An 18356-nucleotide genomic window follows, 5' to 3' on the forward strand; every position below is an offset into this window, starting at 1 on the left:
ATTTCGTTTTTTTAAACCCAACTCTCCTAATTCTGGTATCTGAATATGGCTGAACCTCGTTTTATTCATCTGCGTGTACACAGTGACTACTCCATGGTTGATGGATTAGCCAAAGTTGGCCCGTTGGTGAAACGAGCAGCTGCCCTCGGCATGCCTGCGATGGCTATCACAGATTTCACCAACCTTTGCGGTTTGGTCAAGTTTTATGGTTCAGCGCACGGCGCGGGTATCAAGCCGCTGATTGGTGCAGATTTCAACGTACACAGCGAGATGTTGGGCGATGAGCTGGCGCAGTTAACCGTACTGGCGATGAACAATCAGGGCTATCAAAACCTGACATTATTGATTTCGAAAGCCTATCAGCGCGGCTATGGTGCGGCCGGTCCGACCATTGAACGCGAATGGTTGGCAGAACTTAACGAAGGGCTGCTGCTGCTTTCAGGAGCGCGTCACGGCGACATTGGTAAATTCCTCATGCGCTCCAATCAGCCTCAGGTTGAACAGTGCGTTGAGTTTTATCAGCAGTATTTTCCCAATCGTTACTATCTTGAACTGGTCCGCACTGGCCGCCCAGATGAAGAAAATTATCTGCATGCTGCCATTGCTCTGGCGGGAGAAAGTGGATTGCCGGTGGTGGCGACCAATGACGTCCGCTTCCTGGTTGAAGGCGACTTTGACGCACATGAAATTCGTGTCGCTATCCACGACGGATTCACGCTCGACGATCCTAAACGTCCTAAAAACTACACCACGCAGCAATTTATGCGCAGTGAAGAGGAAATGTGCGAGCTGTTTGCCGACATCCCCGAGGCGCTGCAAAACAGCGTAGAAATTGCCAAACGCTGTAACGTGACCATTCGTCTCGGTGAGTACTTCCTACCGCAGTTCCCGACCGGTGATATGTCGACCGAAGACTTCTTGGTGGCCTGTTCGAAGAAAGGGCTGGAGGAGCGTCTTGAGTTTCTGTTCCCCGACCCGACACTCAGGGCTGAAAAACGCCCAGAATATGACGATCGCCTTGATATCGAACTCGGGGTTATCAATCAGATGGGTTTCCCCGGTTACTTCCTGATAGTCATGGAGTTTATCCAGTGGTCTAAGGATAACGGTGTGCCGGTTGGTCCTGGACGTGGGTCAGGTGCAGGGTCATTGGTGGCCTATGCGTTAAAAATTACCGATTTGGATCCGTTGGAATTTGACTTACTGTTCGAACGTTTCCTTAATCCTGAACGTGTTTCAATGCCCGACTTTGACGTCGACTTTTGCATGGAAAAACGCGATCGGGTTATCGAGCACGTGGCCGAAATGTATGGCCGCGAGGCAGTATCGCAAATCATTACCTTTGGTACTATGGCGGCGAAAGCGGTAATCCGCGATGTGGGCCGAGTACTGGGCCATCCCTACGGTTTTGTTGATCGTATTTCAAAGCTGGTGCCGCCTGACCCGGGTATGACCCTCGAAAAAGCCTTTGCGGCAGAACCCCAGTTGCCTGAAATCTACGAGGCTGATGAAGAAGTCAGAGCCTTGATAGACATGGCGCGCAAGCTTGAAGGCGTCACGCGTAACGCCGGTAAACACGCAGGTGGGGTGGTTATCGCCCCGACTAAAATTACTGACTTTGCGCCGCTTTACTGCGACGCCGAGGGCAATAATCCGCTTACCCAGTTTGATAAAAACGACGTTGAATACGCCGGACTGGTCAAGTTCGACTTCTTGGGGCTGCGAACGTTAACCATCATCGACTGGGCGCTGGTGATGATCAACGCGCGACGCGCCAAAACGGGGCTTGAACCGCTTGATATCGCTGCTATTCCGTTAGACGATAAAAAAAGCTTCGACATGCTGCAGCGCTCGGAGACGACGGCGGTATTCCAGCTTGAATCCCGCGGCATGAAAGATCTTATTAAACGCCTTAAGCCCGACAGCTTTGAAGATATGATTGCACTGGTCGCGCTTTTCCGTCCGGGACCGCTGCAGTCTGGCATGGTAGACAACTTTATTGACCGTAAACACGGCCGCGAAGAGCTGTCCTATCCTGATATTCAGTGGCAGCACGAATCGCTGAAGCCTGTTCTGGAGCCGACCTACGGCATCATCCTGTATCAAGAACAGGTTATGCAGATTGCGCAGGTATTGGCCGGTTACTCGCTCGGCGGCGCCGACATGCTTCGACGCGCGATGGGTAAAAAGAACCCGGTCGAGATGGCTAAGCAGCGCGGCGGCTTTGAAGACGGTGCTAAATCACGCGGGATCGACGGCGAACTGGCGGTTAAAATCTTCGATCTGGTAGAAAAATTCGCCGGTTACGGTTTTAACAAATCTCACTCCGCGGCCTACGCGCTGGTCTCCTATCAAACGCTGTGGCTCAAGGCGCACTATCCGGCTGAGTTTATGGCGGCAGTCATGACCGCCGACATGGACAATACCGACAAAGTGGTCGGGCTGGTCGATGAGTGCTGGCGCATGGGGCTTAAAATCCTGCCGCCGGACATCAACAGCGGGTTGTACCACTTCCATGTCAACGACGACGGTGAGATTGTTTACGGCATCGGTGCCATCAAAGGCGTAGGCGAGGGTCCGATTGAGGCCATTATTGAAGCACGAAACGAAGGCGGCTATTTTAAAGAGCTGTTTGACCTCTGTGCGCGCTCGGACACCAAAAAGCTCAATCGGCGTATTTTAGAAAAGTTAATCATGTCAGGGGCATTTGACCGTCTTGGCCCGCATCGCGCCGCCTTGATGCATTCGCTCGGTGACGCGCTTAAAGCCGCCGATCAGCACGCCAAGGCCGAAGCTATTGGTCAGGTAGATATGTTCGGCGTGCTGGCCGAAGAACCGGAGCAAATTGAGAAGTCCTACTCCAACGTCACGCCTTGGCAGGAGCAGAAGGTTTTGGACGGTGAACGCGAGACCTTGGGTCTTTATCTCACCGGGCATCCGATCACTCAATATCTGAAAGAAATCGAGCGTTATGGCGGCGGCCAGCGCCTGAAAGACATGCACCCGACGGATCGGGGAAAAATGACCATCGCAGTGGGATTAGTTGTTGCTGCGAAGGTGATGATGACCAAGCGGGGTAACCGCATTGGTATTTGTACACTTGATGACCGTTCAGGTCGTCTTGAAGTAATGTTGTTTACCGAAGCCTTGGAAAAATTTCAGCATTTGTTGGAAAAAGACCGTATCCTGATAGCGACAGGACAGGTCAGCTTTGATGACTTCAACGGCGGGCTTAAAATGATGGCCCGTGATTTAATGGACATCAGTGAAGCGCGTGAAAAATACGCTCGTGGTCTTGCTATATCGCTGACTGACAGGCAAATTGATGACCAGCTTTTGAACCGTCTGCGCGAATCGTTGGAACCTCATCGATCGGGGACGATACCAGTTCATCTGTATTACCAACGTGAGAACGCTCGGGCGCGTTTGCGATTCGGTGCAACATGGCGTGTTACGCCAACCGATCGTCTGTTGCTTGATTTACGTTCTCTGGTCGGTACTGAACAGGTTGAACTGGAATTTGACTAAAATAGGAATGCTATGAGTCTGAATTTTCTTGATTTTGAACAGCCGATTGCGGAGCTGGAAGCGAAAATTGACTCGCTGACTGCAGTCAGTCGTCAAGACGAAAAATTAGATATTAATCTGGACGAAGAAGTAGGGCGCCTGCGTGAGAAAAGCGTTGAACTGACTCGTAAAATTTTCTCAGATTTGGGTGCCTGGCAGATTGCGCAGTTGGCTCGCCATCCGCGTCGCCCTTACACCCTTGATTACATCAAGCACATCTTCACTGATTTTGATGAACTTGCGGGTGATCGTGCTTATGCTGACGATAAAGCTATCGTTGGGGGTATTGCACGTTTGGGTGAGCGCGCCGTGATGATCATTGGTCATCAAAAGGGACGTGAAACCAAAGAGAAGATCCGCCGTAACTTCGGTATGCCGGCACCTGAAGGCTACCGTAAAGCACTGCGTCTGATGGAAATGGCCGAACGCTTTAAAATGCCTATCATCACCTTCATCGACACACCGGGTGCATACCCAGGCGTGGGCGCGGAAGAGCGTGGACAGTCCGAAGCTATCGCACATAACCTGCGTGAAATGTCTCGTCTTAACGTACCGGTTATCTGTACCGTTATTGGCGAAGGCGGTTCAGGTGGTGCATTAGCGATTGGCGTGGGTGACAAAGTTAACATGCTGCAGTACAGCACCTACTCGGTGATTTCACCAGAAGGTTGTGCGTCCATTCTGTGGAAAAGTGCAGACAAAGCGCCGTTGGCGGCAGAGGCTATGGGCATCATCGCGCCACGTCTGAAAGAGCTGAAACTGATCGACTCCGTTATCCCCGAACCTTTGGGCGGCGCGCATCGTGATGTTTCTGCAATGGCAGCTTCACTGCGTGCACAGCTTGAGGCCGATCTCAGCGATTTGGATGCGTTGTCTACCGAAGAGCTGCGTGACCGTCGTTATCAGCGACTGATGACTTACGGCTATTGTTGATCTCTTTAGCTATAAAATTTAAGGGGCAGTCTTTGGACTGCCCCTTTTTTATTGTCTCGGCGAGTGAGGGGCTATACCCTGTGCTTTAGAAAACCAGAAGGATTTGTCAGATGAATATTATCGCCATCATGCGCCCTGAAGGGGTTTATTACAAAGATGAGCCGATCCGCGAGCTGGATGCCGCTCTTAACGTCGCGGGTTTTAAAACAATTTATCCCCGTGACAAAGCCGACCTGCTGAAGCTTATAGAAAGCAATGCGCGTATTTGCGGGGTGATTTTCGACTGGGATCTGCACAGCACAGAGTTGTGCGTGGAAATCAACGAGCTGAACGAGTACCTGCCGCTCTACGCTTTTATTAATACCCATTCCACGATGGATGTTAGCGTGCATGATATGCGCATGGTGCTGTATTTCTTTGAATATGCGCTGAACGCCTCTGAAGACATTGCCAAGCGTATTCGCCAATACACTGATGAATATATTGATCAGATTACGCCGCCACTGACCAAGGCATTGTTTAATTATGTTGAAGAAGGGAAGTACACCTTCTGCACGCCCGGGCATATGGCGGGAACTGCGTTTCTGAAAAGCCCGGTAGGCACGCTGTTTTATGACTTTTTTGGTGCCAAAACGTTGAAGGCCGATGTGTCGATTTCGGTCACCGAACTGGGTTCGCTGCTCGACCATACTGGCCCACATCTTGAGGCTGAAGAATATATTGCTCGCACCTTTGGCGCCGAGCAAAGCTATATCGTGACCAACGGTACATCTACCGCGAACAAAATTGTTGGGATGTATTCAGCGCCCGCAGGCAGTACCGTTCTGATTGACCGCAACTGTCATAAGTCTTTGGCACATCTGATGATGATGACCAACATTGTGCCTATTTATCTGCGCCCGCTGCGTAATGCCTACGGAATTCTGGGCGGTATTCCACAGCGTGAGTTTACCCGCGACAGTATTGCGGCCAAGGTGGCTCAAACTGAAAATGCCACGTGGCCAGTGCATGCAGTTATCACCAACTCAACCTACGATGGTCTGCTGTACAATACTGATTATATTAAAAATACCCTCGAGGTTGCGTCGATTCATTTTGATTCGGCGTGGGTGCCTTACACTAACTTTCACCCAATTTATGATGGCAAAAGCGGCATGAGTGGCGATCGCATCGAGGGTAAAGTCATCTATGAAACGCAGTCCACTCATAAGCTGCTGGCGGCCTTCTCGCAGGCCTCGATGATCCACATCAAAGGTGATTACAACGAAAGCACTTTTAATGAAGCCTACATGATGCACACCACCACTTCACCCAATTACGGTATTGTTGCGTCCGCGGAAACGGCTGCGGCGATGCTGCGCGGCAATCCGGGGCGCAGACTGATCAATCGCTCCGTGGAGAGGGCGCTGCATTTTCGTAAAGAGATCCAGCGACTGCGCGAAGAAACTGACGGATGGTTTTACGACGTATGGCAGCCAGAAGACATTGACGAGGCGGAATGCTGGCCGCTTAATCCAGACGACAACTGGCACGGCTTCGCCAACGCCGACACTGATCACATGTATCTTGATCCGATCAAAGTCACCATCTTGACGCCGGGAATGGACGAAACTGGCAAGCTTGAGGGCGAGGGAATTCCCGCCGCGCTGGTGGCCAAGTTCCTTGATGAGCGTGGCGTAGTGGTTGAGAAGACAGGTCCTTATAATTTGCTGTTTCTGTTTAGCATTGGCATCGATAAAACCAAGTCGATGAGCCTGATGCGCGGTCTGACCGATTTCAAACGCGCCTATGATCTTAATCTGCGGGTGAAGAATATGCTGCCGGATCTTTACGCCGAAGACCCTGATTTTTATCGCCATATGCGCATTCAGGATTTGGCTCAGGGGATCCACAGACTCATCGTGCATCACGACCTCCCTTCGTTGATGCTTAAGGCATTCGACGTCTTGCCCGAAATGAAAATGACCCCTTATGAGATGTTCCAGCATCAGGTGCGCGGCAACATTGAAGAGTGTGAAATCGATCAACTGGTCGGCAAAGTGGCAGCGAATATGATCCTGCCTTATCCTCCGGGCGTTCCGGTGGTGATGCCGGGTGAGATGATTACCCAGGAGAGCCGCGCCGTACTTGATTTCCTGCTGATGCTTTGCTCGATTGGCGAGCATTTCCCAGGTTTTGAAACGGATATACACGGAGCGAAACTGACCGAAGACGGGAGATATTTAGTCAAAGTGCTTAAAACAGAGGTGCTCAATGCTTAATTTACGACAAATCCACCACATCGCGATTATTGCCAGCGATTATGAAGTCAGTAAAAAATTCTACTGCGGCGTGCTGGGCTTTGAACTACTGGGTGAGGTTTATCGCGAGGCGCGTGACTCGTGGATGGGGAACCTGGCGTTGAACGGACTGTATCAGATTGAGCTTTTCAGCTTTCCTTCTGTACCTGCGCGCTTGAGCCATCCTGAAGCCTGCGGCCTGCGTCATCTGGCTTTCAGCGTCAATGATATTGAGGCCTCTGTAGCGCATCTTACCGCGGCAGGCATTGTGTGCGAGCCGGTGCGTATTGACGAGTATACCGGCAAGAAATTTACCTTCTTTTCCGATCCGGATCATTTGCCTTTAGAACTTTATGAGGCTGACTAAAGGCGATGCGTCAACTTTACATAGCGGAAATTATTGATGCTGCTTGAACACCTGACCCAACTTTTAGGCGATAAAAGTCGCCTCTGCGTTGCCTTTAGCGGGGGACTCGACTCCACGGTGTTGCTGCACGCGCTGGTTCAGCTTAGGGCCAGCTCAATGCCGCACTTGCAGCTTCGCGCTGTGCACGTTAATCATGGTTTAAGTACTCACGCGCAGCGATGGAGTGACAGCTGTCGTGAACGGTGTGGGCATTGGCAGGTCGATTTTTTAGCGATCAGTGTGACCGTCGATGCTCGCGCTGGGGGAGTCGAAGCGGCAGCGCGCGGTGCTCGCTATCAGGCACTCGACGGCAATTTGCAGGAGGGTGAAACGCTGCTTACGGCTCAACACCTTAACGATCAGTGTGAGACTTTTTTGCTGGCGTTAAAGCGTGGCAGCGGGCCTGCTGGATTATCGTCAATGAGCGCCAGCACAACGCTTGGTGCCCACGCGCTGTTGAGACCGCTGCTTTACGTTGAGCGCGAAAAGCTTGAAGACTATGCGCGTCTGCACCAGCTTGACTGGGTTGAAGATGACAGCAATCAGAACTCGCGTTTCGATCGCAATTTTTTACGCCTTGAGGTGCTGCCGTTGCTTTATCAGCGCTGGCCGCATTTCGCCGCTGCGACCGCCCGCAGCGCCATCCTGTGCGCCGAGCAGGAGTCTTTACTCGATGAACTGTTGCAGGAAGGGCTTGAGCAGCTTATTGATGAGAAAGGCAGCCTGTCGATTACCGGACTGCAATCGCTTTCTGCGCCGCGCCGCTTTGCTTTGATCCGCCGCTGGCTGGCCATACAAGGTGCTAAGATGCCCTCACGCGAGCAGTTGCAGCGTATCTGGGATGAAGTGGCGACTAGCCAGGAAGATGCGGAACCGCAGTTGCGCCTCGGTGAAAACAGCATTAGGCGCTTTCGCCAACGGTTGTACTGGTTAAGGCCGATGCAGTCGCTGAAAGAAACGGTGCTTGACTGGGCGGGGGATAAACCATTGGATCTGCCTGATGGTCTGGGAACACTTACCCTTGATAACTCGGCGCAGCAGGGGCAGTGGGTACGTAAACCGTACGCTAACGAGACGCTGAGTGTAAGATTTCATGCCAGAGGTTATCTGCACATCGTTGGCCGTGACCGTTCGCGGCAAATAAAAAAACTGTGGCAGGAGCTAAACGTTCCCCCTTGGGAACGAGAGCGTATTCCGCTGATTTTTTACAATGAAAAACCGATTGCAGCGGCTGGTCTATTCATTACCCACGAAGCGCTGACCCAAGGCCCACAAGAGGCTCATTGGTCGCTGCTTTGGAAAACAGAAAGCGAATAACTTTACCGCCGGGTTGAACCGGTTTGGGAGCAATGATGTATGTTATAAAGAATGGCGCACTGGGCTTGGCTTTGGCGTGGTTGAGTATCACTTTGCCGGCGATGGCTGAGGGAAATATCGCCAACGGTCAAGCGAAGTCTGCCAGCTGTGCCGCCTGTCATGGCGCAACGGGCAAAGCCAGCAACACGCTTTATCCTAATCTTGCCGGACAAAATGAAGCTTATTTGGCGTTGGCGTTGCAGGATTATAAGAAAGGGAGCAGGACGGGCGGGCAGGCCGGAATTATGCAGGCATTTACTTCGGCGCTTACAGAGCAGGATATCGATGACTTGGCGGCATACTATGCGGCACAAAAGCCTTAAAATACATAAGGTGGCTTAGAGGATAATCTGCAAAGAAAAACGGGCAATCTTAAGATTGCCCGTCAACGTTTTTTCGTTTGGTGATGACCGTAGAAGCTACTCTACACTCACAACCACAGTGCCAATTTTGGGATTACTGAAGCTCTCTATGTGGTCAAGCCTGAATTCCAACTGTTGCCCATCCGAGTCAACAATCAGATATTCCACTTTTTTCCGCATCAACAGATCTTTGGCCTTGGCTTCGACAAGCTCCCCATTACGCATTTTCAGCGTCAGAACCAAATGGTCCTGACAGGCAAGCTCGAGATTATCGTAATCATCGCAATTGATGGGTTGGTACTCATCATTAATCGACATAATCGCTCACCAGTAAGTTAGCGGCGGCATAAGCCGCCTGTTCTCGAACGGAAGACGGAAGTTCGGCATTTGCCGCAACGTCGTCTAATGCCTTTAGCACACAGCCCAATGCATCGGGCACATAACCGAGATCGCCACTGCCGATCTCCGCATACTTTCGGCGTACTAATTCAGAGTATTGTTGCATAGGTCCTCCTATAGAGCTTGTTCGAAATGGCTCTTTACGCAACTTTTCGAACAAACTCTTTCACTCCCCCACAGTAAGCTAAAACCTTTTAACTGGGAAAAGATAAACTTCCGTTATTAAACGACTATAGCACAGAGCGGCGTGAGTTATCAGGTTGGGCACCAAGCTTTATATTATGTTGATATCAAGTACAATGTGCGTCCATTACTTAGAGGTTCCCCATGGCGTTAAAAGCAACAATTTATAAAGCCGCAGTCAATATTGCCGATATGGATCGCAATTTTTTCTACGATGCCAACCTCACACTGGCCCAGCACCCGTCGGAAACCGAGCAGCGCATGATGCTCCGCCTACTTGCTTGGATTTGCCACGCCGACGAACGTTTGAGTTTCACACGCGGCCTGAGTGCCGAAGACGAGCCTGAAATCTGGCGTAAAAACGATCACAGCGGCATCGAGCTGTGGGTCGAATTGGGTCTGCCGGATGAGAAGCGTCTGAAAAAAGCCTGTAACCAGTCGCGCACTGTGGTGCTTTACGCGTATGGTGAGCGAGCTGCCAAGGTTTGGTGGTCGCAGGTGCAAAATAAAGTCAGCCAATTTTCCAACCTGAGCGTTCGTTACATCGACGATGAACTCTTGGCGCAGCTGGTGTCCTTTTGCCAACGTAATATGGTGTTGCAGGCAACCCTGCAGGACGATGCTATCTGGCTTTCCGATGCCCAGAATAACGTAGAGATTCACTTCGAAGAGTGGAAAGACGGTAACTGGAAGCAGGCGGTGCAGTAAGGTGTTAATTTTATCCGGCAGTCTCGAAATCCCCGATGGTGACGTTGAACTCACCGCAATCCGCGCACAAGGGAACGGTGGTCAGAACGTTAATAAAACCTCTATCGCGATTCACCTGCGTTTTGATATTAAAGCATCGAGCCTGCCAGAGTATTACCAGCAACGTTTATTAGCGTTTAAGCATCATTTAATTACTGCAGAAGGTATTGTGATAATTAAAGCGCAGGAATACCGCAGTCAGGAACAGAATCGTGAAGCGGCACTCGCCCGGTTATCTACCCTTATTAGTCAGGCAATGGTGGTAGAAAAGCCGCGACGCGCGACTAAACCCACGCGTGGGTCTAAAATTCGTCGGGTAGAGAGTAAAGTGCGCAAAGGTGCCACCAAAGCGCTGAGAGGCAAAATTCGTTAGTTCTGGCCGTTTAATCATGGTGGAAAGGGCGATATAAAGATCAAAACGCAGTGGGAGAAAACTGTGAAAAAAATAATGATTACTGTGGGGCTGACTTTCAGCCTGTTGTCGCTATTCGGATGTCACAACAAGATTTTTGCACAAGAACAGCCCTTTGAGGCAATGCAGCAGAGCTATAAAGGCGTGCTGCCCTGCGCTGACTGCAGTGGAATTGAAACCTCGCTGTTTTTACAACAGGATGGGACTTATATTCTGCGAGAAGTTTACCAGGTTAAACCAAAAGAGGATCAGGCGTTTGCGCAGTACGGAAAATGGGCGCGAACTGCCGACAAACTGGTGTTAACCGAAGCCAACGGAGAGAAGCGTTATTTCCGTCCGGTGGGGGATAACCTTGAGATGCTGGATATTCACGGCGATCCTATCCAATCGAAAACGCCGCATCTCGCCATGCATTATCAGCTGCAACCGGCCGAGCAACGTATGCCAGAAACGCCGATGCCGCTGAGCGGTATGGTGCGATATCAGGCCGATAACGTGGTGTTCACCGACTGTACTACTGGGAAAGTCATTCCAATGGCAACCAGCAGTATGCTGCACAAGGCCTATATGAATATGCCTCACTCACCGGACCAACTGGTGTTTGTCTCAATGGACGGGCACTTCCAGGTTGAGCCGGGCGGTGATGATGGCCGCGGTCACAAGCTGTTGGTAGCCGACAGCAACATCAGTTTGGATCCCGGCAAGAACTGCCAATAAGTTCCGAGATCAAAATAAAACGCCCGCCGATGCAGTAGTCAAAGGCGGGCGTTTTTATAGAACGATAATCAATAAAAAGGCCAGCGAGTTACGCGCTGGCCTTTTTTATTAGCGTGGGATCTGGCTCAGCAGATATTCAACGATATCGCTTTGCTTAATCATCTGCTTTTCACCGCTGCGGCGGTTTTTATATTCAAGCTCTTCTGCGTCGAGATTGCGCTCGCCGATCACCACCTGGTGCGGAACGCCAATCAGTTCCATGTCAGCAAACATCACGCCCGGACGCTCTTTACGGTCGTCGAGAATAACGTCAATGCCTTTGGCACGCAGAGTCTGATAAAGCGCTTCAGCTGCGTCTTTCACGCGAAATGACTTGCTCATGTTCATAGGCAGAATAGCCACCTGGAAAGGCGCAATAGCGTCTGGCCAGATAATACCGCGACCGTCGTGGTTCTGTTCAATCGCGGCGGCAACTACGCGAGTTACACCAATCCCGTAACAGCCCATAGTCATCAGCTGATTCTTGCCGTCTTCGCCCTGAACGGTGGCCTTCATGGCTTCCGAATACTTGGTGCCCAGTTGGAAGATATGACCGACTTCGATACCGCGCTTGATAAGCAGCGTCCCTTTGCCGTCTGGGCTGGCATCGCCTTCGACTACGTTGCGCAGGTCAGCCACTTCAGGCAGCGCAAGATCACGCTCCCAGTTAATGCCGAAGTAGTGCTTACCGTCAATGTTGGCACCGGCGCTGAAGTCGCTCATGGCGGCAACGGTGCGGTCAACTACGACAGGCATCACCAGATTGATTGGGCCAAGCGAACCTGGACCGGCGTTAACCAGCGCACGAATTTCGTCTTCGGTGGCGAAGGTCAGCGGTGAAGCAACCTGCGACAATTTTTCAGCTTTGATCTCGTTCAGCTCGTGGTCACCACGAACCAATAGCGCAACCAGAGCGTGAGCACTGCCTTCTGTGGCGCGAACCATCAGCGTTTTCACGGTTTTTTCGACCGGTAGCTGGAATTGCTCAACCAGCTCGGCGATGGTTTTGGCGTTTGGCGTATCGATAATACGCAATTCTTCTGTCGCTGGGCCGCGCGGTGCAGCAGGGGCCACGGCTTCAGCTTTTTCGATGTTGGCCGCGTAGTCTGATTCAGTAGAGAAAATAACGTCATCTTCACCGCTTTCTGCCAGCACCTGGAATTCGTGCGATGCACTTCCGCCGATAGAGCCGGTATCTGCCTCAACGGCGCGGAAATCAAGGCCCATGCGACTAAAGATTTTACTGTAGGCCGCATACATCGCGTCGTAGGTTTCCTGAAGTGATTCCTGAGTGGTGTGGAAAGAGTAGGCGTCTTTCATCAGGAATTCACGCGAGCGCATCACGCCAAAGCGCGGACGCACTTCGTCGCGGAATTTGGTCTGGATCTGGAAAAAGTTAAGCGGCAGCTGCTTATAAGAGCTGATTTCAGTGCGCATCAAATCGGTAACAACTTCTTCATGCGTAGGGCCGAGCACGAAGGCGCGCTCACCGCGGTCAACAAAACGCAGCAACTCTGGGCCGTATTGCTCCCAACGTCCACTCTCCTGCCACAGGTCGCCGGGCTGTACGACGGGCATCGAGATTTCGATTGCGCAAGCGTTGTTCATCTCTTCGCGCACGATGTTTTCGACTTTTTTCAGAACACGCAGACCGGTTGGCATCCAGGTATAAAGACCTGAGGCCAGTTTGCGGATCATTCCGGCGCGCAGCATCAGCTGGTGGCTGATGACTTCGGCGTCGGCTGGCGTCTCCTTCAGAGTGGAGAGCAGATATTGTGTTGTACGCATGATGTGTTGGTTCCGTTAGCACTGCAAATCGTCCGCAGACCAAAAAGGGCCTGCCAGAACGTGAAAATATTCGAATTATCACCGGTCACTCATAAACCCATTAACCGCCGCTACTCTCAACACAGCAATAGCCTGCGGTCAGTTAGTTTACCAGTGACCGACGAGAGTCAAAAGAGAACCGCTGAATTTTAGTTCGGGTCGAGTGAAATAACCTGATTCTGATCGGCAATAACCCGCCATTTGACGTTAAATTCCAGCAGGTGGACGGCGTAATCACGCTCCAGTTCTTCACCTTTACGATAAGCCGGGCGGGGATCCTGGCCTAAAACTTGGGTGATAAAGCGGCGTAAATGGGGATAGCGAGCCAAATTTTCCGCCAGTTGGCTTTCTGCCCGCGGTGAGAAGGTTACTGGCATCTCAGCCTCGGGAGCCTCTTGTGCAAATCCGGCTACCGCCAACGGTTGGCTTTCGGCAAAGGGCAGGTAGGGCTTGATATCGACAACCGGCGTACCGTCGACTAAATCGAGGCTGCCAAGCTGTAAAATCACCTCTTTGCCCTGGCAACGTATCCCTTTCAGTTCCACCAAAGACATGCCGAGCGGATTAGGCCGGAAGGTAGAGCGGGTGGCGAAGACGCCGACGCGCGCATTGCCGCCCAATCTTGGCGGGCGTACGGTTGGGCGCCAACCGCCTTCCATGGTTTGATGGAATATAAACATCACCCAGAGATGGCTGAAGGCTTCCAGGCCACGAACGGCCTCGGCCTGATTATAGGGCGGCAGCAAGTGCAATTCACCGCCGCCATCTTCTACCAGTCCCGGTTGGCGAGGAACGGCAAACTTCTCTTTATAGGGGGAGTGGATCCTCCCTATTTCATTGAAGGTAAACGCGGTCATTTAAAGCTGACGTTAAGCGCAGAACCTTGGCAAACAGCCTGTTGATTACAACCGGCAACGCCTGAAATGATTTGGCACTGATGCAGGAGTACCGCATTAGCCTTCATATTTGAGGCGTGAGAAAGCATTCGTCTGCGCGCGTTTGACATGCTGGGTTGCGCATCTTGTGCGCTTACCTGACAAGATTCACCCGACACTTCACCCAGATCGCGGAAAGGCGTACCAACAAGCGCTTCTGCATTTTTATAAAGTTTTACCGCCGCAGGGCGGGGCGCGGGTTTAGGCTTAACAGGTTTAGGCTGTTCTATGATGGGACGTTCGTTAACGATGGGCTGCGTTTTGTGAGTCGCGGAACATCCAGCTAGCAAAAGGGCTAACAAACATAGAGGTAAAGCACGCATGATATGTCCTCTGCTCTATACCCATTATTCATAAAAATACGGGGATTTTTGCTTCCTCATTCTGCCGTTATTGGTTTATTAAACGCTCGGAAGTTAGTAAGGCTGCAACCTATCCGCATTTTGAATGCCATGGGTACATTAATATTGAAAGAAAGAGGCGGTATTGAAGCAAGGTATTGAACAAATAACAAGGCGGGCATAAGCCCGCCTTGACAATATATTATGTAATAAACAATATATTTAGAGAACGACTGATTACCAGCCTTTAACCGCACCACCGTTGAACACTTTGTTCGCAGCCTGGTCAACTTCATCAGACTCATAGGCTTTTACAAACTTCTGCACGTTTTCAGCATCTTTATTATCTTCGCGAGCAACAATCATATTCACATAAGGTGAGTTTTTGTCTTCTACAAAGATGCCGTCTTTAGCAGGCGTCAGGCCAATCTGGCTTGCATAAGTGGTGTTGATGACTGCCAGAGCAATCTTGTTGTCATCCAGTGAACGTGGCAACTGAGGCGCTTCCAACTCAACCAGCTTCAGATTTTTTGGATTCTCAGTTACGTCCAGTACGGTTGGCAGCAGACCTACGCCGTCTTTCAGTTTAATCAGACCTTCTTTTTGCAGCAGCAGCAGTGAACGACCCAGGTTTGTCGGATCGTTTGGCAGTGCAATCTGGTCGCCTTCTTTCAGTTCGCTGATAGATTTAATTTTCTTGGAATAGCCAGCAATCGGGTAAACGAAGGTATTGCCCACAGAGACCAACTTGTAGCCGCGGTCTTTGATTTGCTGATCCAGGTATGGCTTGTGCTGGAAAGCGTTAACGTCAATATCACCTTTGCTCAAGGCTTCGTTAGGCAGTACGTAATCGTTGAAAGTGACCAGCTCAACGTCAAGACCGTATTTTTCTTTCGCTACTTTAGCGGCCACTTCGGCGACTTGCTGCTCAGCGCCGACGATAACGCCCACTTTAATATGGTTTGGATCTTCTTTCTTCGGGCCACAACCTGCTACGGCCAGCGTTCCCAGAAGTACACCCGCTACTGCAAGAGATTTAAATTTGATGGACATGTCCTATCCTCTATACATTTTATGTCGAGATTAATTATGGGCGGCGTGGAGCCCTGCCGCCGTTTTGTTTTTTACTTATGGGTCACTGCTTTAACAATGCGATCGCCGCAGAGTTGAATCAGGTACACCAGTACAACCAACAATATTAATACAGTATTCATTACCGTGGCGTTGTAGCCGATATAGCCGTACTGATAGCCAATCTGCCCCAGACCACCGGCGCCAACGGCACCGCCCATTGCGGAGTATCCCACTAGGGTGATGAGCGTGATAGTGGCAGCGTTAACTAATCCCGGCAGCGCTTCCGGCAGCAGAACTTTACGAATAATCTGCATTGGCGTTGCGCCCATTGCGCGCGCGGCCTCGACTAATCCGCTTGGAATTTCTAGCATCGCATTCTCAACCATACGAGCAATAAACGGCGCAGCGCCCACGGTCAATGGAACGATAGCCGCCTGCAAACCAATTGAGGTGCCGACGATAATGCGCGTGAACGGGATCATCCATACCAGCAGGATAATAAAAGGAATAGAACGGAAGATGTTCACCAGCGCAGACAGAGTCCGATAGAGACTCTTGTTCTCAGCAATCTGCCCCGGACGAGTCACATAAAGCAGTACGCCAAACGGCAGGCCAAGTGCAAAGCCAAAAAAGCCGGAGGTCAGCGTCATTATTACGGTTTCCCAAATGCCCCGGCCAAGTAACCACATCATTGCCTCAGACATAACCGAGCACCTCTACCTTAACTTGATTTTCGTGCAGGAATTGGATCGCTGCCTGTGTTTCTTCAACGCTACCGTGCATTTCGGTCAGCATAATGCCGAACTTCACGCCGCCGGCATAGTCCATCTGCGCGCTGATAATATTGTTGTTAATGTTGAACTGACGCACAGCCTGTGAGAGCAGAGGAGCATCTACCGACTGACCGGTAAATTCCAGACGTAGTAAAGGTACGCTTCCGACAGCCTGTTCGGGCTTCATGCGCAAAGCATAGTCATCGGGAATGTCCAAATGCAGCGTCGATTGAATAAACTGTTGAGCCAGCGGCGTTTTCGGGTGTGAAAACATCTCGCTCACTTTGTCCTGTTCAATCAGTTGGCCGTTGCTGATAACCGCAACCTGATCGCAGATGCGCTTAACCACGTCCATTTCATGGGTGATGAGAAGAATAGTCAGGCCCAGACGACGATTGATGTCTTTTAACAGTTCGAGAATAGAGCGGGTTGTTGCCGGATCCAATGCGCTGGTGGCTTCGTCACACAGCAACACTTTCGGATTGCTGGCTAGCGCACGGGCAATGGCAACGCGCTGCTTTTGTCCGCCAGAGAGGTTGGCCGGGTAGGCATCCTGTTTGTCTTCCAGACCGACCAGCTTCAACAACTCGTTGACGCGCTGTTTGATTTGATTGGAAGAAAGGTTGTCCAGTTCCAAAGGCAGCGCCACGTTGCCAAACACGGTGCGCGATGACAGCAGGTTAAAGTGTTGGAAGATCATGCCAATTTGGCGACGTGCGCGAGTCAGCTCTTTCTCTGAAAATGCAGTCAGGTCTTGTCCATCGACCAGCACTTTACCCTCAGTGGGGCGCTCAAGCAGATTAACGCAGCGAATCAGCGTACTTTTACCCGCACCGGAGGCACCGATGACACCATAAATTTGTCCGGCAGGCACGTGAAGGCTCACGTCCGACAGCGCAGTGATGTTGCGCTGACCCTGTTTGAACACTTTGGTAATGTTGGAAAGTTTAATCATATTTATCTTATGTCGCTTTTACAGCTGTGACGAACAAAAAGTAACCCTCTGGAACTCATTCCAGAACATGGCGTGGATGCTAAGGCGTCTAGACGGCTAAGTCAACCAGATAGCATTCTCACCACCCCCTAAAACATGCGATACTTGGACATCAACCCGCCATCAGGAGCAAATACGTGGCACAAACTGTTCCAGCAATATTTTTAGACCGCGACGGTACCCTTAATGTCGATCATGGCTATGTTCATGAGATAGACGACTTCGAGTTTATTGAAGGCACCATAGAAGCCTGCCTTAAACTGAAAGAAATGGGCTTTGCCTTAGTCCTCGTGACAAACCAGTCGGGCATTGCCCGTGGAAAGTTCACCGAGGATCAATTCTTCACTCTCACTGAGTGGATGGACTGGTCGCTGGCCGATCGCGGCGTCGATTTGGACGGCATCTATTTCTGTCCTCACCATCCTGAAGCAATAGTAGAAGAGTACAAGCAGGTATGTGACTGCCGTAAGCCGCAGCCTGGGATGTTCCTTACTGCGAAAGAAGAGCTGAATATCGATATGGCCGCTTCTTATATGGTAGGCGATAAACTCGAAGACATGCAGGCTGCGATTAATGCGGGCGTAGGAACCAAAATTTTGGTTAAAAGTGGCAAACCGGTCACCCAAGAGGGGGAAGCCTTGGCAGACAAGGTTCTCGACAGTTTGGCACAGTTGCCTGCGGCTATTAAAAACGGCTTAAAATAAAGCACTGAGAATGAAAAATAGGCAAACGAAATAAAACTGTATTTATTCGCTTGCCATTCCCGCTCAGCTCCCTATAATGCCGCTCCAACGACAGGGAACAACGCAGCAGCAACGCGGTGTGAACGAGTCGGGAAGAATTAAAAATGATGTTGATTGATAAAATAATCGGTTGACATTAAATGAGGAAAGCGTAGTATACGCCACCTCGAGTTAGCAAGCGAAAGCGCGTAACTCACTGCTCTTTAACAATTTATCAGACAATCTGTGTGGGCACTCACAAGACGATATCAGCCACTTCGGTGGCAACA

Annotated in this window: 18 protein-coding genes; 10 read left to right on the forward strand and 8 right to left on the reverse strand. The window is 50.9% G+C overall.

What is annotated here, in order from left to right:
* Positions 1 to 45: 45 nt before the first annotated feature.
* From dnaE to BS639_RS15755, 6 genes are all read left to right on the forward strand, one after another.
* Positions 46 to 3528, forward strand: a complete 3483-nt coding sequence (dnaE, locus tag BS639_RS15730; protein WP_084983574.1) for a DNA polymerase III subunit alpha — start codon at positions 46 to 48, stop codon at positions 3526 to 3528.
* Between the two features lie 12 nt (positions 3529 to 3540).
* Positions 3541 to 4500: an acetyl-CoA carboxylase carboxyl transferase subunit alpha gene (accA, locus tag BS639_RS15735; RefSeq protein WP_055773111.1), complete on the forward strand. Its 960-nt coding sequence runs from the start codon at positions 3541 to 3543 to the stop codon at positions 4498 to 4500.
* A gap of 110 nt (positions 4501 to 4610) precedes the next feature.
* Positions 4611 to 6761 (forward strand): lysine decarboxylase LdcC, encoded by a 2151-nt coding sequence (locus BS639_RS15740; RefSeq protein WP_055773114.1) that lies wholly within the window; start codon positions 4611 to 4613, stop codon positions 6759 to 6761.
* Positions 6754 to 7146, forward strand: a complete 393-nt coding sequence (locus BS639_RS15745; RefSeq protein ID WP_084983575.1) for a VOC family protein — start codon at positions 6754 to 6756, stop codon at positions 7144 to 7146. The genes BS639_RS15740 and BS639_RS15745 overlap by 8 nt, the downstream gene beginning before the upstream one ends.
* Positions 7147 to 7182: 36 nt before the next feature.
* Entirely contained in the window at positions 7183 to 8502 is a 1320-nt protein-coding gene (gene tilS, locus BS639_RS15750; RefSeq protein ID WP_084983576.1) for a tRNA lysidine(34) synthetase TilS, read from the forward strand.
* Positions 8503 to 8537: 35 nt separating this feature from the next.
* Complete coding sequence (locus tag BS639_RS15755) at positions 8538 to 8864, forward strand: c-type cytochrome (RefSeq protein ID WP_084983577.1); 327 nt, start codon at positions 8538 to 8540, stop codon at positions 8862 to 8864.
* A 96-nt stretch (positions 8865 to 8960) separates the two neighbouring features.
* On the opposite strand, the gene rof is transcribed toward BS639_RS15755, so the two are convergent.
* Positions 8961 to 9221, reverse strand: coding sequence for a Rho-binding antiterminator (gene rof, locus BS639_RS15760; protein ID WP_055773121.1), 261 nt, complete (start codon positions 9219 to 9221; stop codon positions 8961 to 8963).
* Positions 9211 to 9408 carry a YaeP family protein gene (locus BS639_RS15765; protein WP_055773123.1) on the reverse strand — a complete coding sequence of 66 codons (198 nt, stop codon included), beginning with the start codon at positions 9406 to 9408 and terminating at the stop codon, positions 9211 to 9213. The genes rof and BS639_RS15765 overlap by 11 nt, the downstream gene beginning before the upstream one ends.
* Before the next feature lie 221 nt (positions 9409 to 9629).
* Here BS639_RS15765 and BS639_RS15770 point away from each other — a divergent pair, with 221 nt between their 5' ends.
* From BS639_RS15770 to nlpE, 3 genes are all read left to right on the forward strand, one after another.
* Positions 9630 to 10193, forward strand: a complete 564-nt coding sequence (locus BS639_RS15770; RefSeq protein WP_055773128.1) for a YaeQ family protein — start codon at positions 9630 to 9632, stop codon at positions 10191 to 10193.
* 1 nt (position 10194) lies between these two features.
* Positions 10195 to 10605: an alternative ribosome rescue aminoacyl-tRNA hydrolase ArfB gene (gene arfB, locus BS639_RS15775; RefSeq protein ID WP_084983578.1), complete on the forward strand. Its 411-nt coding sequence runs from the start codon at positions 10195 to 10197 to the stop codon at positions 10603 to 10605.
* 63 nt (positions 10606 to 10668) lie between these two features.
* On the forward strand, positions 10669 to 11361 hold the full coding sequence (gene nlpE / locus BS639_RS15780; protein WP_084983579.1) for an envelope stress response activation lipoprotein NlpE: 693 nt from the start codon (positions 10669 to 10671) through the stop codon (positions 11359 to 11361).
* A 108-nt stretch (positions 11362 to 11469) separates the two neighbouring features.
* On the opposite strand, the gene proS is transcribed toward nlpE, so the two are convergent.
* The 6 genes from proS to metN all read right to left on the reverse strand — a co-directional run bounded on the left by proS (position 11470) and on the right by metN (position 17305).
* Complete coding sequence (gene proS, locus BS639_RS15785) at positions 11470 to 13188, reverse strand: proline--tRNA ligase (RefSeq protein WP_084983580.1); 1719 nt, start codon at positions 13186 to 13188, stop codon at positions 11470 to 11472.
* A gap of 188 nt (positions 13189 to 13376) precedes the next feature.
* The gene (gene tsaA, locus BS639_RS15790; RefSeq protein ID WP_084983581.1) at positions 13377 to 14084 is read right to left on the reverse strand and encodes a tRNA (N6-threonylcarbamoyladenosine(37)-N6)-methyltransferase TrmO; all 708 of its coding nucleotides are present in this window, start codon (positions 14082 to 14084) and stop codon (positions 13377 to 13379) included.
* Complete coding sequence (gene rcsF / locus BS639_RS15795; RefSeq protein ID WP_084983582.1) at positions 14081 to 14485, reverse strand: Rcs stress response system protein RcsF; 405 nt, start codon at positions 14483 to 14485, stop codon at positions 14081 to 14083. The genes tsaA and rcsF overlap by 4 nt, the downstream gene beginning before the upstream one ends.
* 255 nt (positions 14486 to 14740) lie before the next feature.
* Positions 14741 to 15556 carry a MetQ/NlpA family lipoprotein gene (locus BS639_RS15800; RefSeq protein ID WP_055773145.1) on the reverse strand — a complete coding sequence of 272 codons (816 nt, stop codon included), beginning with the start codon at positions 15554 to 15556 and terminating at the stop codon, positions 14741 to 14743.
* Between the two features lie 71 nt (positions 15557 to 15627).
* The gene (locus BS639_RS15805; RefSeq protein ID WP_055773148.1) at positions 15628 to 16281 is read right to left on the reverse strand and encodes a methionine ABC transporter permease MetI; all 654 of its coding nucleotides are present in this window, start codon (positions 16279 to 16281) and stop codon (positions 15628 to 15630) included.
* Positions 16274 to 17305: a methionine ABC transporter ATP-binding protein MetN gene (gene metN, locus BS639_RS15810; RefSeq protein WP_055773151.1), complete on the reverse strand. Its 1032-nt coding sequence runs from the start codon at positions 17303 to 17305 to the stop codon at positions 16274 to 16276. The genes BS639_RS15805 and metN overlap by 8 nt, the downstream gene beginning before the upstream one ends.
* 176 nt (positions 17306 to 17481) lie before the next feature.
* Here metN and gmhB point away from each other — a divergent pair, with 176 nt between their 5' ends.
* Positions 17482 to 18048 carry a D-glycero-beta-D-manno-heptose 1,7-bisphosphate 7-phosphatase gene (gene gmhB, locus BS639_RS15815; protein WP_233427685.1) on the forward strand — a complete coding sequence of 189 codons (567 nt, stop codon included), beginning with the start codon at positions 17482 to 17484 and terminating at the stop codon, positions 18046 to 18048.
* Positions 18049 to 18356: the final 308 nt, after the last annotated feature.

It is taken from the genome of Rouxiella silvae (assembly GCF_002093625.1).
Taxonomy (GTDB): Bacteria; Pseudomonadota; Gammaproteobacteria; order Enterobacterales; family Enterobacteriaceae; genus Rouxiella; species Rouxiella silvae.

Coding starts and splice junctions, on each gene's coding strand:
- tilS (WP_084983576.1), top strand. CDS start 7,183: ATGCTGCTTGAACACCTGACCCAACTTTTAGGCGATAAAAGTCGCCTC.
- BS639_RS15765 (WP_055773123.1), bottom strand. CDS start 9,408: ATGCAACAATACTCTGAATTAGTACGCCGAAAGTATGCGGAGATCGGC.
- tsaA (WP_084983581.1), bottom strand. CDS start 14,084: ATGACCGCGTTTACCTTCAATGAAATAGGGAGGATCCACTCCCCCTAT.
- metN (WP_055773151.1), bottom strand. CDS start 17,305: ATGATTAAACTTTCCAACATTACCAAAGTGTTCAAACAGGGTCAGCGC.
- BS639_RS15770 (WP_055773128.1), top strand. CDS start 9,630: ATGGCGTTAAAAGCAACAATTTATAAAGCCGCAGTCAATATTGCCGAT.
- BS639_RS15740 (WP_055773114.1), top strand. CDS start 4,611: ATGAATATTATCGCCATCATGCGCCCTGAAGGGGTTTATTACAAAGAT.
- BS639_RS15755 (WP_084983577.1), top strand. CDS start 8,538: ATGTATGTTATAAAGAATGGCGCACTGGGCTTGGCTTTGGCGTGGTTG.
- dnaE (WP_084983574.1), top strand. CDS start 46: ATGGCTGAACCTCGTTTTATTCATCTGCGTGTACACAGTGACTACTCC.
- BS639_RS15805 (WP_055773148.1), bottom strand. CDS start 16,281: ATGTCTGAGGCAATGATGTGGTTACTTGGCCGGGGCATTTGGGAAACC.
- proS (WP_084983580.1), bottom strand. CDS start 13,188: ATGCGTACAACACAATATCTGCTCTCCACTCTGAAGGAGACGCCAGCC.
- accA (WP_055773111.1), top strand. CDS start 3,541: ATGAGTCTGAATTTTCTTGATTTTGAACAGCCGATTGCGGAGCTGGAA.
- rcsF (WP_084983582.1), bottom strand. CDS start 14,485: ATGCGTGCTTTACCTCTATGTTTGTTAGCCCTTTTGCTAGCTGGATGT.
- BS639_RS15800 (WP_055773145.1), bottom strand. CDS start 15,556: ATGTCCATCAAATTTAAATCTCTTGCAGTAGCGGGTGTACTTCTGGGA.
- BS639_RS15745 (WP_084983575.1), top strand. CDS start 6,754: ATGCTTAATTTACGACAAATCCACCACATCGCGATTATTGCCAGCGAT.
- rof (WP_055773121.1), bottom strand. CDS start 9,221: ATGTCGATTAATGATGAGTACCAACCCATCAATTGCGATGATTACGAT.